The organism is Viridibacillus sp. KH_047 (assembly GCF_057838945.1).
This window is the reverse complement of the sequence record NZ_CM174479.1, coordinates 2011440-2026689: the sequence shown is the minus strand read 5'-3', so window position 1 is coordinate 2026689 and position 15250 is coordinate 2011440. Positions and strand designations below refer to the sequence as shown.

The following is a 15250-nucleotide window of genomic DNA, read 5'->3' as shown; positions in this document are numbered from 1 at the left end:
TATTTTTTTATAAACATTCTTTAGCTTTTGCAATTTGAATTTTTACTTGCTCAAATCCAGTACCACCTAATGAGTGACGACGTTGTACTGCTGCTTCTGGTGCTAACACATCGTACACATCTGCCTCGATTAATGAGCTTGCTTCTTGCAAGTCTTCAATTGATAAGTCTAACAAGTAAATACCACGTTGGATGCAAAGGAATACAAGTTTCCCTGTAACTTCATGCGCTTCACGGAAAGGCATACCTTTTGTTGCTAAATAATCCGCAAGTTCTGTTGCATTAGAGAAGTCTTGATGCACTGCTTTATGCAACGTTTCTTTTGCAACGGTCATTGTACGAACCATTCCTTCGAAGATTTTCAGTGAGCCGACAATTGTATGCAATGTATCGAACATACCTTCTTTATCTTCTTGCATGTCTTTGTTATAAGCTAATGGAATTCCTTTTAAGACAGTTAGTAAGCCCATCAGATTACCGTATACACGACCTGCTTTACCACGGATTAACTCCGCCATATCAGGATTTTTCTTTTGTGGCATAATACTTGAGCCTGTAGAGAACGCATCGTCTAATTCGATGAATTTGAACTCCTCACTTGACCACAGAATGATTTCTTCAGCAAAGCGTGATAAGTGTGCCATTAAAAGTGAACCATTACTTAAGAACTCGACGATGAAATCACGATCACTTACTGCGTCCATACTGTTTTGATAAACAGCAGAGAAACCTAGTAGCTCAGCACTCATTTCACGATCAATCGGGAAAGTCGTACCAGCAAGAGCACCTGCTCCAAGTGGTGAAATATCAGTACGTTTCAATGAATCTTGGAAACGTTGTTTATCACGTTCTAGCATCCAAAAATAAGTCATCAAATGATGCGCAAATGAGATTGGTTGCGCACGTTGTAAATGCGTGTAACCTGGTGCAAGTGTATCAATGTTATCTTCCGCTTGCGTTACAATTGCTTTTTGGAAAGCTTCTATTAAAGAAATAACCTCTTGCACACGCTTTTTAAGGAACAAGTGCATATCTGTTGCGACTTGGTCATTTCGACTACGGCCAGTATGTAATTTACCGCCAACTGGACCAACTAAATCGATTAGCATTTTTTCAAGATTTAAGTGAATATCTTCATTTGCAATTGAGAACTCAAGAGAGCCCTCAGTTGCTTTTTGTTGTAGTTGATGGAGACCATCTTTTATCGTGTTGACTTCATCTTGTGATAAAATGCCACAAGCACCAAGCATCGTAACATGAGCAATACTGCCTTCAAGATCTTCAGTTACAAGCTGTTGGTCAAACCCGATGGATGCCCCGAATTCATCTACCCATTGCTCTGCAGAATTTTGGAATCGTCCGCCCCATAGTTTACCACTCATGCTTGCACCTTCTTTTCTCCTTTGTTTACCATAGAGTTCACTTTTGTTGGAAGACCCCATAGTTCGATGAAACCTACTGCAGAAGCATGATCGAATTCATCATCTTTTGTATAAGTTGCTAATTTTTCGTCATATAGAGAGTTAGGAGATTTACGTCCTTCAACAATTGCATGACCTTTGAATAGTTTCACACGAACTGTACCATTGACAAATTTTTGTGTTTCTTTTAAGAATGCTTCTAATGCAGTTCTTAATGGAGAGAACCATAGTCCTTCATAGATAAGTTCAGTTAATTTTTTCTCAATTACTGGTTTGTAATGAGCGATTTCTTTTACTAGAGTAATATCTTCTAATTCTTTATGAGCTAAAAGTAAAGTGTGTGCACCAGGGATTTCGTATACTTCACGTGATTTAATACCAACTAAACGGTTTTCAACGTGGTCGATACGGCCAACGCCATGTTTACCAGCTACTTCATTTAATTTTAAGATTAAGTCAGCTAATTTATAAGAAACACCGTCAATTGCTACTGGAACACCTTGTTCGAATTCGATTTCGATAATATCAGCAGTATCTGGAGCATTTTCAAGAGAAACCGTTAATTCGTATGCTTCTTCTGGTGGTGTAGCCCAAGGATCTTCTAAGATACCACATTCGTTAGCACGGCCCCATAAGTTTTGGTCGATTGAGAATGGTGAATCTAAAGAGATAGGAAGTGGAATATTCTTTGATTTTGCGTATTCAATTTCCTCTTCACGGCTCCAAGCCCATTCACGAACTGGTGCAAGAACTTCTAAATCTGGGTTTAATGCTTTAATAGAAACTTCGAAACGAACTTGGTCATTTCCTTTACCAGTACAGCCATGTGCTACAGCAACTGCGCCTGTTTGTTCAGCAACTTCTACTAATTTTTTTGAAATAAGTGGACGAGATAGAGCTGATACTAAAGGATATTTTTGTTCGTACCAAGTGTGAGCTTGAAGAGAGATTAATGCGTACTCTTCAGCGAACTCGTCTTTAGCGTCGATCATGTAAGATTCAATCGCACCAACTTCTAATGCTTTCTTTTTAACGAAGTCTAAATCTTTACCTTCACCTACATCTAAGCAACAAGCTACTACTTCGTAACCTTGATCGATTAACCATTGAATCGCAACTGATGTATCTAAACCGCCTGAATATGCAAGAACTACTTTTTTAGCCATATGACATTCCTCCATGTTATGTATGTTTATACGTGTTTGATTAATATTTATGCACTTATCATAGCATGGAATAAAAATGAATACAAGTGTATTTTCTTGCATTATTAAAAAATTTTTAAAGTTTCTAATAAATTCATATAAAACGAGCATGAACACGTGAAAAACCGTTTACATATAAGAAAAAGAGCTATCCTCAGTAGAATACTCTACTAGAATAGCCCTTTTAACGAATAAACTCGCTTATACACTCTATGCAGTTTTTTCTGCATAAATTATTATCTGAAAAATAATGTCATGAATGATAATTCATACATCAATGTATATTCATAAGTATTTTTACTTCTTATTAAAAAATCGCTTCCCTAATTTTTCAACTAGGGATGGTGCTACCGCATATAGTTTACTTGAAATCGCCATGTACGACGGTAAATTCACTTCTCTAACATGACGTCCAATTGTTTTGACCGTCGCTTCAGCTACTTGCTCTGGTGTTAATAACACATTTTTCATAGCGTCACGATATGTAGCGGTTTGATCTGCATGGTCCAAGAAAGGCGTATCAATTGGACCCGGATGAATCGTTGTCACCTGAACATTAAATGGGGCAAGCTCCATACGAAGTGCATTTGTAAAGCCTATGATTGCATGTTTTGTTGCTGCATAGACTGATGCTTTCGGTGTTGCTACCTTCCCTGCTTGTGAGCCAATGAAAATAAATTGACCTCTTTTACGTTCTATCATATGGTGTGATAACGTCTTTGTCAGAATAATAGGTGCTTGAATATTCACGTGAAGCATTTGTTCTATTTCAGCATCCGTTAAGTCTGTTGCATAAGCAAACGTTCCAACTCCAGCAGAGAATATGGCAATGTCAATTGGGGGCAGTTTTTTTACTAAAGCATGATTTCCCTCTATAGTAGATAGATCAGCTTGAATCGTTTGAATATTGGGAGCAGTAAAAGCCTGCAAAGCTTCTTTCGAGCGTCCAGTTGCAATGATTGTATGCCCCTGAATCGCCAGAATGTCTGTTATACACTTTCCAACTCCACTTGTCGCTCCTGTTACGAGAATGGTTTTATGCTTGCTCATAAAGAAAGACGCCCTTGTCATTCATTTTCTCTTTCACGAACCCTTCATCGATTAAGTAGTCCAACTGACCGATTGTTTCCGATAAAGTTAAACCTAATTCTTTCTCATAAGCATATGGGAACAGTTCAACATTCAGTTCAAACGTAGTTTTCGGATCACCTTCTAACATTCCGTATACTTTCATCGCACGCTTATGCTGTTTTTCAAGTCTTTCCTTTACTAGCTCATGTACATTGCGAATCTCTTCCCCATGACCGCTATAGAGGACATCAATCGGTAAAGTTAATAACTTTTTCAATGAAGCATTTTGCTGTAATAGCGATTTTGAGCGTTTTGCCTTAGGATTAAGTGGTGGCTCAATTAATGGATTAGACGAAACATGTCCAATGAGCAAATCTCCGCCAATCATCGACTTCTTCTCTTCATGCCAAAAAGCTAAATGACTTTGCGCATGACCTAATGTTTCCATCGCAATAAGACCTGGATGCCCTGGTACTTCGTCTCCGTCATGTAAAATGGAGGTTAATGGGCGTGTCCCTACAAAATCGGTTGGCCTTGTCATCTTCTTTACCCAATAAAAATATTCTTCTGGCACGCCTTCTTCTTTTAAACGCTCCGTATAAAAATCGAAATGTGAAGCAAGAAAAACTGGATCTCTGCGTAGCCAAGCATCATTGTATACATGACCTAACACTTTTGCGTTTGGAAATGCATCAACTAACCCCATATGATCTGGATGATGATGCGTTAAAATGACTTGTTCTATATCTTCAAAGCGATAGCCCGCTTCTTTTAAACCCAATTCTAATGCCTCATACGCTTCGGGCGTTTTAGTACCCACATCAAAAATTGATAATGCGTCCCCTTTTAATAAATAGGAATTCACAGTCCCTACTGCAAATGGCGTTGGTGTAATAATCTTATGAAACAATTCAAAAACCCCCTACAAAAATGAATAGCTATTCACCTAATTGTACAAGATAAGCTAGAAATCGTCACCTAATAATGTTGACAAAAAATTATTAAGACACTATACTTGCAATCACATACAAAAAAGCGTAGATGAAGAATAGTACAAATATTGATGGTGTAAAGAGAGTGTGACCACCGGCTGCAAGTCACATGACCCGCTCAATATTTAGAACCTACTTCTGAGCTGCTATGAAAACATAGCCGTCCCTTAGCGATAATAAGGAGCGAGAGTTGTGCTAAAGTATTTTAGCAAAACAAGGTGGTACCGCGGAAACATGCGTTTTCGTCCTTTTATAGAAGGATGGGAAGGCTTTTTTTATTTAAAAAAACAGGAGGCGACAATTATGCAAACAATTGTATTTGCTGGTGCAGGTTCAATGGCTGAAGCTATAATTCAAGGTTGGGTAAAAGAAGGTGTCGTATCACCCAAAAGCATTCATATTATGAATAAGTCCGATCGTCAAAAACTGAATCGTATTGCAGATGCGTATGGCGTACAAATTGTTTCTGACAGTCGCGATGTTGTAAAAGTTGCAGATTGCATTATTTTAGCTATGAAACCGAAAGACGTTATAAAAGGAATGGAAGCTTTAGCTCCCCTCCTTCAAGAACATACAGCTGTCTTATCCGTCGTTGCAGGTATTTCCATTGCAACGATTGAAAATAGTTTAGGAAAACGACCTATTGCTCGCGTTATGCCAAACACATCAGCTACAATCGGCATGTCAGCAAGCGGCGTATCATTTAATAAACAAATCGATGCAAGTTTAAAACAAGAATTTATGACAATGTTAGAAGCAATAGGAACCGTAATAGAAGTCGAAGAAGATAAACTACATGCGGTAACAGCTGTCTCAGGCAGTGGTCCAGCATACTTATACTATTTAGTAGAAGCATTTGAACAAGCTGGCATTAAGTACGGACTATCTCGTGAAATCGTACGCTCACTTGCCATTCAAACAATCGCAGGTGCAGCTGAAATGTTAAAACAATCTACAGAAGAACCAACAGAGCTACGTAGAAAAGTAACAAGCCCAGGTGGCACTACTGAAGCTGGCATTAAAGCATTAGAAGAAAACCACTTCAAAGACGCGATCATGGCATGCATCCATGACGCTGAAGCGAAATCACGCGAATTAGCGCAAAGTGAATAATGGCTATAAAGAAACCCTGAAAAAGCATCGATTTATCTTGCTTTTTCAGGGTTTTTTTATCAAAAATCAAATTGACTTATCTTGTTATGATTACAATTCCAACAAATTATTCTTTAGATAGAATACATTTTGCTTCTCTCCGCTTTTTGTTCAGACCTTTAGCAAATTTAATTGCCATCAATTGAGGGATTAAATTCAATACACTTACTACTTCTAAAAAGCGAATTGAGCCAATGGGCTTAAAATATCCATCCCAAGCGTCAATATTTATCATCTTACTGTTGAAATAATACGAAATAATGAACGATCCAATATTCCCTAAAAATACGGCTATTGTGTTATTAGTCAAGCTACCAAAGAATGCGATAATCGTTGTTGCAGTTATCATCAACAAATAGCCCGTCATTGATCTTTCATTAAAGTCTTGAGAAATTGAAAAATAAACATATGGAAAGCTAAATAAACAGATGATAAAACAATAAAGTGCTACTTTTTTCATCATTAAAATCCTCCTAGAGATTGCTTTTAAACTATTAAATAAACGAAAAACACCCTTATAGTGTAATAATACACTATAAGGGTGTTTTATGTAAGTGAATATCAGAAATAAGTTTACAGTCTTTTACTCATGTTATACCAAACTTCCCCACCATGCACTGAGTTAGAAACGCCATCATTGTTATAGCCTTGCTTTTCATAATAACCGATTAATTCTTCTTTACACGTTAATGTAATTGTCTCACGCTTGCTAGTTGCTGCTTCTTTCTCAAGATGCACGAGTAGTGCTGAAGCAATTCCTTGTTTTTGGTATTCTGGGGATACTGCTAAACCTAATATACTTTGATGTCCACCAGTTGTTTGGTTTTGCTTTATTGTACTGAATAAATCATCGGTTATTGCAGGTCGCTCAATCACTGGACCATTTATCAAACCAACAATTGTTCCGTCTACTTCCGCTACATAAAAGCTGTCAGAAATCAATTGAATTCGTTTTTCGAATGCTTCTTCTGTCGCTGCTTCTTCTTTTGTAAAACACAGATTTTCAATTGTCACAAGTTCAGGTAAATCTTCTAATTTCACATTGCGTATTTTCAACATATTACTATCCCCTCCATAGTCCTTAAAAATTTATCAAATAGGTTTAATCCACTTATAATAATAACACTTTCCATTCCAATATGTTACATTAAAAAAAGCACCTAATCCCTTTTGTATCAAGGGATTAGTAGAAAACAAACCTTTGAAAAATGATCTAAGGCAAAAGCATCGCAACATTTATGGCAACTAAAACAACATAACCAACAAGCATTATTAGTTATCCATATAATTGACTAATTTCCATGTCATCCTCTACTAGCAGAAGGCAGCAAATCCTAAACGACTTGCCTCTGTTTTAATACCAATTAATTTTCTTTCGCTTGGAGCTACTCCAAAGTGTTCTATCAATTCATCGTTCTTCTAATTTCGTTTCATAAATCACACTCTAGAATGAATACCAAATTAAGTAAAATCCGTTTATTAAAGGTTGAAAACTATATTTTTCTTTCTACAGCAAGAACCCTGTCACTAAGCCTAATACACGCCATTTAGAGGATATGCAAGAAGTTCAAGATGAAGCTGATCAAAAGAAGGTAAGTATTTGGAGTATATAGGGCTATGTGTAACAAATAAAATTATAATGGTTCCAATTAAAGTGATTTTGCCTTTTTTCATTCTTAAATATATGACTGAGCAAAAAGGTTTAAACCCACTTAAATTATTCAACTATTCTGCCCTGTTAGCTGAATAAAAAAAGAGCTGTCTGAACAGCTCAAAGATCTTCTACTAAAGCACCCCGTTATTTGAACAATTATGTCCAATCCTCCTTATTCCTTTTTCATATACTAAGAAAAAAAGTAGGTGAGAAAATGAGTCGTGATGGACATAACGATTCACGCAGAGATAAAGAAAATATAGATCCAGCACATCAAGCATGCATTGACCGCGCTTATCGTATTCCCATATTTTTAAGTACGACAACGCATTTAAATGACAACCAACAACGGTTTCTAAACCGTCTAATTTTGGAGATTGAGAACGCTTTGCTTTTTCCGCGTACATTGCCTCTAAGCGAAAGTTATCCCGAATCAATTTTAACGGATATTCGTCGGTTAGTTTCATCAAGTTATGGAATGTTGGCAGTCAACCTTCGTCGGTTTAAAGTTGAAACAGTCGATGTCAATACCGGACCCCTCCCACCACCCACTCCGGTCTGGGAAGGTTCCGTTTATTCGCAAGTAGAACCCTCAATGGCATTTCAATTTGGACTACCCTTATTATTAGTCAGGGAAGAGGATACCGATGCAAATAACGGAATTTGGGCAGGAGGAATTGCCCCACTCAATCTATTTATCGTGTGGCATTCTGAAACACAAACTGTTGAACAATTCTTTGAAACGCCCGAATGGAGATCCGCCTTTGCCAATTGGTGTGCGCAAGTAAGAAATGCCTTTTACATTCAGACAGAACCTAAATTTAAATATAGATGTGATTGATCCTTCAGCTTGGCCAGCACTGTTAGTTTTCGCCTTCTGAAGAAACGTTAACTTTATACATCTTTTGAATCGGTATAGCCTCATGTTTCATGAGGCTATTTTTAAGTTGATATAGAAGGATATCTTAAAACAGTAGTTCCTCGGTATTATTCCTCACAATCATCTTTCCACGAACAATCATTTCACCGTACTATTCAACACATGACTCTTTTAAAGAATTAATACCGCTCTTTACATATCTAATATCGAAAAATTCTTCCTTTTTATTATAATACCTAGAAATAGGAATAGATGATACGAATTGCCTCTATCGTATCATCTATTCCTCTCCAAGTAGTTTAACAAGAACAAAGGGTTGCCTAAGCAACCCTTTGTTCTTTAACTAATACATTCGTAAGTTAAAAATAAAAAAATAAATATTTTCGTTTTTGTGCCATTTATCTTCTCCCATAATCCTATAATTATATGATTATCTGCCCAAACCGCTAGAGGAGTATATGTAATTTAATAACATAATCTCTGATATGGTATACCTTTCTCGTAGAAATGCTATTAATTCTTTTCCGCTCGGTAATAACCTCTGCAAAATACTGAGTTCCTCGGTTTAATGACAATTAAAAAAGAATTTATGATATCAGAGGAGGAAATCCATAAGTTTATCCAACTTACAAATAATAAAATTGATTTAATATTCCCTGATACATAGAATGAGACAATGGCAGGCACTACGGATAATCCAATGAGGGGCAGGCTCATAAAGATCCAAAATCTCGTTTTGGATAAGACTGCATTTGTATGTAGCCAAAAAAATGTTCCGCGAAATGTTAAGCTAATATCACCTTTTTTGTTTATCACAACAATGTGAAGGGATTCGTGAATGATGAAGACAAAGATACCTATTAAGATGAGAGCGAATGTATTGATAGAAACGGTCCATGCATCAAAGAAAAGGGACATCAGAAAAATGGTGATCTGGAGGAAATAAACAAACTTCATATAGTGCTTTCGAAACCAATTATTCTTTATGAAAGGAGTCCATTCTACCAAATCCATACTTATTTGCGGTAAATGTCGAAACGATATTATCATAAGCGTCCACTCCCTCTTTTTGCTGATTCCAACGTTTTAAATGATTTCATCCCTACAATTCCCCCTTTTAGAAATAATTCGTTTCTAGTGTACAAAATCCCTTCTCTAAAAATACTTAGCTCCAACTATGCTAGTAATTGTCAATTACTATACTTCTCATTACCACTTATATAGAATCTCACCCTTCAATCCGATCTTTACAACAAAAGTTCATTCCTGCTTATTGAACTAACCTGCTCCGTTAGTTCAATAAAAAAAGACCATCAAAAATGATGGTTCATCTTCAACAAACGCACCAAAAGCGAACTTTTTTCAAGAATCGCGCCATTTTCTTCAATAAATATTTTCGCCATATTCGGTTTGTCCTTACTGTTATTAGGAACAATATATTGGTATGCTATTTTGAATGGAGGAATTTAACATGGGCAAAACAATTTTCATTACTGGTGCAGGCACCGGGCTTGGCAGAGGTGCATCAATTGGTCTTGCCAAAAAAGGCCATCGTGTGATTGCGACTACAGAGCTGACTTCTCAAAAAACAGACCTCCTGCGGGAAGCAAATGACCTGGAACTGGATATAGAGGTGATTAAAGTCGATATTACGAACCCTTTGGATCTGGAACAGATTGAGAAGTATGATTTTGACGTATTTGTTGCAAATGCTGCCATTAATGAACGAGGGCCGCTCGGGGAAGTGCCGATGGAACGGTTTCGGGCACTTTTTGAGGTAAATGTTTTCGCAACGTTGGAAACAGTACAGATAGCTGCACGGAAGATGGTTGAAAAGGGAAGCGGGAAAATCGTCTTTATGAGTTCACAATCTGGAATTATAGTATCTCCAAATGGCGGTCCATATGAAGCTACAAAGCACGCGATTGAAGCAATTGCCCATGCCCTGCAGTTGGAACTTGAAGGATTTGGAGTAAAAGTTGCCACCATTAACCCTGGTTCCTTCAAGACAGGTTTTAATGATTGATCTGCAGAAGAGCTATGGACATGGTACGATGAAGAGAAAAACTTCACGAAGAAAGAGGATATAAAAAAGGCAGAAGAGGGATTAAAGAACCAGTTTGATCCGGAAGATATGATTGCAAAAATGGTAGAAATCATCCCAGCTGACCATCATAAATTCCGAACCGCTTATCCTCAGCAAACGGAAAAACAGATGAAGCAAGAAGAACAAAAATGGTGGGATATGGACATTTAAGAGAGATGCCATCAGAAAACGAGAACTTTAACTTTATTTGAACTGGAGGGTCCTAATGGTCCTTTGAAAGTTACGTTAGATGGCCAACTGTGGCGTAATCCCGTTTCTGAGCTGCCTCAGGCTGGAAGGATACCATATAAATGAATCTAGGAGAAGTAACGACGATAAGAGTTCGGTTTACGTACCAGGATGGCAGTACCTATCCATTCGACCCTAGCCTTGGGCCCGGATATGTATGGCATTGCCATATGCTTGAACATGAGGATAATGAAATGATGAGACCGTTAAAAGTACTGCCGTAGAGATCTATTTATTCTCAATGGAAATATCACGTAGAATACCAAGCTTATTGATATATCAATAAGCTATTTTTCATTTTAGGTAATATTATTTTTAGCTCACATAATAAAAATTCACGGCAGTATTTAGCTTTACTACTCAATAAGAAAAGGCTGCCATGTAAGACAGCCAATACTTAACTAAAGCTCCCCGTTAGTTGAATAAGGAAAGAAACGCTTCTTCAACAATCGGGCCCGTCTCCCTTACTTATACCTACTTAATATTTCTTCTGGAATATGACAATAATCATTTGGACATCTAGCTAACCTATCTTGATGTTCTTCTGCACTTCTCATATAGTTTGTAAGAGGTAATACTTCAACAACTATACGGTCATAATCATTTCTCTCACCAAGAAACGCCTTCGCTTCTTTTAAGTGTTCAGGCTTTTCACTATATACTCCTGTTCTGTATTTCTCGCCAACATCCTGTCCTTGTTTATTCAAACTGTATGGATCAATGATTTCAAATAAATATCCCATTAATTCCCTGATTGTTACAACTGTCGGATCAAATCCTGTTTTTACACATTCGGCGTACCCATCATAATCACCCTCAAGTGTATGACTTGTTCCATTAGCTCTTCCAGCTTCTGTAAACTTAACTCCAGGTAAAGTTTTTATAAAAGCTTGTACTCCCCATAAACATCCACCTGCAAAATATACTACTTCCATATTGACTCTCCTCTTTGTTTAAAAAATCAAAAAAATTCATTCCTAGTAAATAGGAGGATAAAACTGTAGTTACTAAGTCTACTACACAATAAAATAATGACAAATTTTATTATTCCACATTATAGCCCGATTGTAGAATACAAGTTAAACAACATTGTTCAACTAACCTGCCCCGTTAGTTCAATAAGAAAAAGGCTTTACTTCTTATTGAAGTAAAGCACCAGTTAGTTGAACAAACAAGCATCTTCTCTTCTATTGTTCCATTTGTTTACCTACTAAGTGAAGGATTAGTTTATTTTCTTTTGTTTTTATTAATTTTCTCGTTACCACGTTTAAAGTTACCTGTAATTCTAGCTAACAATAACTGGACTTCTGTTATATTATCTTCAACTTCTTTAATTCTTGCTATAAGACGCTCAGCCTCACTATCCTTTATAATTTTAATTTGTTTACCTTTGTAATAAATAACTATCGTTCCTTTTTTCGTTGTTTGATAAGTAAATGGCTCTTCACTTAATCTGTTTCGTTTATCTATTTGGCTCACTACATCGACTCCTAAATTATTTTAGTTAAAACATTATATTCAAAAAACTTAGTTATTTCACTTTTTTCTTTAAATCAAAATTAACATCATATGTCAACATTTACATATATCAGGCATTACGTTTCTTCAACTATCCTGCTGCGTTAGTTGAATAAAAAAAGAGCTGTCTGCAAGAGAAAATTAGAATTATTTGAAAGGAGGGTTCAATTGTAGCCTTCTTTTATGTACCCAAGTTTCTGCTCTTTGTGTACTTAAATAATAGTTTCATAAAAGTCTAATTCCAAACAACATACTGCCATATATTATAGATAGGTTACTCTGTTAGGAGGTGAGTATATGCCACTTTTTTCACCAGTTCCACGAAGATCCTTTCCCCCAAGAAATAGACAAGTATTTGGCCCTCCTTATCAGGGACAACAGTTTGGAGCCCCTTATCAAGGACAACAGTTTGGAGCCCCTTACCAAGGACAACAGTTTGGAGCCCCTTACCAAGGACAACAGTTTGGCCAAACTTACGACAATAGATGGAACCCATCTTCCATGTCCCCTAACAATTCATCTCCAGGTATGTTAGGAAACCTGCCGAAGCATCTCAACACAATTATGGGTCACGCCGGTACCATAAAGAATGGATATAATATGATGAGACAATTAGGATCTTTTATGCGTTTGTTTAGATAGTGAAAAGCCGATGTTCTCTTAAATATGGGACATCGGCTTTTTCTAATAATGCTCCTAACAATACAGCCCCCATCATATCAACTCGTCCAATCCTATTAGAATACTTCTCAAACCCCTGAAATCTTCCTCTTCTGCTAATACATTAACGTTCTTCCTGAAAAAAAGTCTATTTATCAGAAAAATTACACATTATAAACATTTTCCTTATTAAACTAAACTGCCTCGTTCGTATTATAAGGTCAGCTAGAGAAATCTGGTTGACTATTTTTTATTCAATTTATAGATTGATAGTAGCCGGGGTAGAACGGAACTGCCCGTGGGACTTGATCCCGACAACTAAACAGTTCGCCCTCTACTTGTTAACACATGATTAGGCTCGTTGGGACAAAGGGATCCCGTGGAAACCCCTAAGACTTCCCCTTTAGTTGAATTTAAAAAACCTGTTTGAATAGCTCCAAGATCTTCAACTAAAGCCCCCCGTTAATTGATTAAGAAAGTTTTTGTTTTGATTTATTAAGATATGCCTTAAGCTAATATTACAAATTAATTCACGGTAAACCTACCTTCGTTCAAAACGATATTTACAAGGTCCCCTAAATCTGCATCATTATTATCAAGTATCATTCTTTCTGGAAATTTATTTGAATTAAAATCTTTAACAATTTGTCTAATTCTTTCTTCTCCTACATACGCAACTCCACTTCGTTGTCTATCCCTATTAATTAGGATATTTATATCACTTTTAATTACTATTATTTTAATGTTAATATCTAAATTCTTTATTCTATCTATAACAGAAAATATCTGCTCTATAGAAAAAACATAATCAGTAACTACATTCATATTATTGTTTGTAAAGTTTTCAACCAGAGCAACTATATTGTCCCATAAGACATTCAGAAAAAAATTATCGTGATCATCACAAGGATGTACCCATCCTTTCTTTACCAAATTGTATAACAGATCCCCCTCTATATGTACACATAACCCGTCCATACTTTTACATATCTCATCAGCCAATGTACTCTTTCCAGCCCCGGGGGGACCACTTATCAAAAAGACTGTTCTTTTTGTATTCAAAAAATCACTTCCTTTGAAATGAATTATTTATTAAACTATGATATGTTACGAAACTTAATATTTTGCGTTAATTGGGTCTTTATTGAATATTTTAAGGTGATTTTAAAATAGTAATAAATATCTTAATTAATAATCCAGCAAGTCTCCATTATCCTTCTTCCGCTAAGCTGCCCCGTTAGTTGAATAAAAAAAGAGTCGTACGAACAGCTCAATAATCTTCCACTAAACCACTCGATAATGATGAAAAATCTTCAATAACTTCTACCACTTCAATGATTCCGTTAACCAAAAGCTCAGGTAGTTCATTTTTTACATTACCCTTCCAATATTCTATAGCTTGTTCAATTTTCCGAGAAAAAGGGACCCCATCCGCCTTTGGTAAAAGGTTTGCATCTCCCTCAAAAGAATTTCCAATAACTCGAAGTTTAACAATCCGCAAAACCTTCCGATTGTAAAATTCAAATAACGCTTTCCATTTCAAAGCGTCTTCATAGCTTTTCGTAGCGTATAAGCAAGACAACCTTGAAGGATATTCAGGATATTCTTGAAGTCTAACCATTTCTACTATAGCTTCTCTAATAGCTCTGATTGTTTGGTCAACACTATTTAAAGTTACTTGGGCATTTTCTTTACTCAAGTTCAAGCCTTCATTTGTATAATGACCTTGTAGAATTTGAATGAAGTCATCCCCTTTAGAATTCAATTGTTCTCTCTCAAAGAAGAAGCGATATAAGGTGTTCTTTTGGTACTTGTTGAAGTAAATTATCTGTCCTTGACTCATTTTGTTCCTAGTAACGATATGATAAACATACAATTCGTTCTTTTCCATAGTCTACCTACCTTTCCAAAATACCATGTTCTTGAACTAACCTGCCTCGTTATTTCAATAAGAAAAAAGAGCTGCCTATGCAACTCTGATCCCAAATTATTACACCAGTTAATTAAATAAGATGATTTTCGTTCTCTTTATACTTTTTGTTCATTTGTACGTTTTTCCAATATGTATTTGGTCCATTACTTTTTAAAGTTTCATTTTTCGGGACTTGTTTAATTATAAGGAGAAGATTAAGTATATCAACTGACGATGTCATTGAGTTTAGTATTATCAAGAACTTTAATGTCGTTGTTAATAGCCCAAATGCACTTAATATAAGTGGTAAAATTATTGAAATAATAATAAAAGGAGCAATTGTAATGAAGATATATCTTGATTTTGAAATCTCTTCTTCGGTTATCACAAAACCTCCGAACAGCGTAAATCCTACATATGTTTTTTCTGATTTAGTGAAATTCGGAATGAA

General features: G+C 36.2%; 14 protein-coding genes, 2 pseudogenes and 1 other annotated feature. Of the genes and pseudogenes, 4 read left to right on the top strand and 12 right to left on the bottom strand.

Annotated features, from left to right (window positions below; translation table 11 throughout):
• Positions 1-7: 7 nt before the first annotated feature.
• The 4 genes from argH to AC3IS5_RS10120 all read right to left on the bottom strand — a co-directional run bounded on the left by argH (position 8) and on the right by AC3IS5_RS10120 (position 4606).
• Positions 8-1381 (bottom strand): argininosuccinate lyase, encoded by a 1374-nt coding sequence (argH, locus tag AC3IS5_RS10135; RefSeq protein ID WP_489427694.1) that lies wholly within the window; start codon positions 1379-1381, stop codon positions 8-10.
• Positions 1378-2586 (bottom strand): argininosuccinate synthase, encoded by a 1209-nt coding sequence (locus AC3IS5_RS10130; protein ID WP_038182061.1) that lies wholly within the window; start codon positions 2584-2586, stop codon positions 1378-1380. Before AC3IS5_RS10130 ends, argH begins: the two co-directional genes overlap by 4 nt.
• Positions 2587-2922: 336 nt before the next feature.
• Positions 2923-3675, bottom strand: coding sequence for an SDR family NAD(P)-dependent oxidoreductase (locus tag AC3IS5_RS10125; RefSeq protein WP_489427693.1), 753 nt, complete (start codon positions 3673-3675; stop codon positions 2923-2925).
• Positions 3662-4606 (bottom strand): MBL fold metallo-hydrolase, encoded by a 945-nt coding sequence (locus AC3IS5_RS10120; protein ID WP_489427692.1) that lies wholly within the window; start codon positions 4604-4606, stop codon positions 3662-3664. Before AC3IS5_RS10120 ends, AC3IS5_RS10125 begins: the two co-directional genes overlap by 14 nt.
• 119 nt (positions 4607-4725) lie before the next feature.
• Positions 4726-4941 (top strand) — a binding site (T-box leader).
• Between the two features lie 50 nt (positions 4942-4991).
• On the opposite strand from AC3IS5_RS10120, the gene proC reads away from it, so the two are divergent.
• Positions 4992-5801 (top strand): pyrroline-5-carboxylate reductase, encoded by an 810-nt coding sequence (gene proC, locus AC3IS5_RS10115; RefSeq protein WP_489427691.1) that lies wholly within the window; start codon positions 4992-4994, stop codon positions 5799-5801.
• 106 nt (positions 5802-5907) lie between these two features.
• Here proC and AC3IS5_RS10110 read toward each other — a convergent pair whose 3' ends face one another.
• Positions 5908-6303 (bottom strand): hypothetical protein, encoded by a 396-nt coding sequence (locus AC3IS5_RS10110; RefSeq protein ID WP_489427690.1) that lies wholly within the window; start codon positions 6301-6303, stop codon positions 5908-5910.
• 110 nt (positions 6304-6413) lie between these two features.
• Positions 6414-6899: a GNAT family N-acetyltransferase gene (locus AC3IS5_RS10105; RefSeq protein WP_489427689.1), complete on the bottom strand. Its 486-nt coding sequence runs from the start codon at positions 6897-6899 to the stop codon at positions 6414-6416.
• Between the two features lie 809 nt (positions 6900-7708).
• Between AC3IS5_RS10105 and AC3IS5_RS10100 the strand changes: the two genes are divergently transcribed.
• Positions 7709-8335, top strand: coding sequence for a hypothetical protein (locus tag AC3IS5_RS10100; protein WP_489427688.1), 627 nt, complete (start codon positions 7709-7711; stop codon positions 8333-8335).
• 552 nt (positions 8336-8887) lie between these two features.
• On the opposite strand, the gene AC3IS5_RS10095 is transcribed toward AC3IS5_RS10100, so the two are convergent.
• Complete coding sequence (locus AC3IS5_RS10095; RefSeq protein WP_489427687.1) at positions 8888-9424, bottom strand: DUF3267 domain-containing protein; 537 nt, start codon at positions 9422-9424, stop codon at positions 8888-8890.
• A gap of 421 nt (positions 9425-9845) precedes the next feature.
• On the opposite strand from AC3IS5_RS10095, the pseudogene AC3IS5_RS10090 reads away from it, so the two are divergent.
• Together AC3IS5_RS10090 and AC3IS5_RS10085 are read left to right on the top strand one after the other, a co-directional pair.
• Positions 9846-10631: pseudogene (locus tag AC3IS5_RS10090) on the top strand (SDR family oxidoreductase).
• 140 nt (positions 10632-10771) lie between these two features.
• Complete coding sequence (locus tag AC3IS5_RS10085) at positions 10772-10933, top strand: multicopper oxidase domain-containing protein (RefSeq protein ID WP_489427686.1); 162 nt, start codon at positions 10772-10774, stop codon at positions 10931-10933.
• A gap of 240 nt (positions 10934-11173) precedes the next feature.
• Here AC3IS5_RS10085 and AC3IS5_RS10080 read toward each other — a convergent pair whose 3' ends face one another.
• The 5 genes and pseudogenes from AC3IS5_RS10080 to AC3IS5_RS10060 form a co-directional block, all read right to left on the bottom strand.
• Positions 11174-11644 (bottom strand): peptide-methionine (S)-S-oxide reductase, encoded by a 471-nt coding sequence (locus AC3IS5_RS10080; protein WP_489427685.1) that lies wholly within the window; start codon positions 11642-11644, stop codon positions 11174-11176.
• A 292-nt stretch (positions 11645-11936) separates the two neighbouring features.
• Positions 11937-12188: a hypothetical protein gene (locus tag AC3IS5_RS10075; protein WP_489427684.1), complete on the bottom strand. Its 252-nt coding sequence runs from the start codon at positions 12186-12188 to the stop codon at positions 11937-11939.
• 1224 nt (positions 12189-13412) lie between these two features.
• Complete coding sequence (locus AC3IS5_RS10070) at positions 13413-13949, bottom strand: AAA family ATPase (RefSeq protein WP_489427683.1); 537 nt, start codon at positions 13947-13949, stop codon at positions 13413-13415.
• A gap of 208 nt (positions 13950-14157) precedes the next feature.
• Positions 14158-14778, bottom strand: coding sequence for a DUF2441 domain-containing protein (locus tag AC3IS5_RS10065; RefSeq protein WP_489427682.1), 621 nt, complete (start codon positions 14776-14778; stop codon positions 14158-14160).
• A 112-nt stretch (positions 14779-14890) separates the two neighbouring features.
• Positions 14891-15250: pseudogene (locus AC3IS5_RS10060) on the bottom strand (DUF3267 domain-containing protein); the annotation flags it as partial.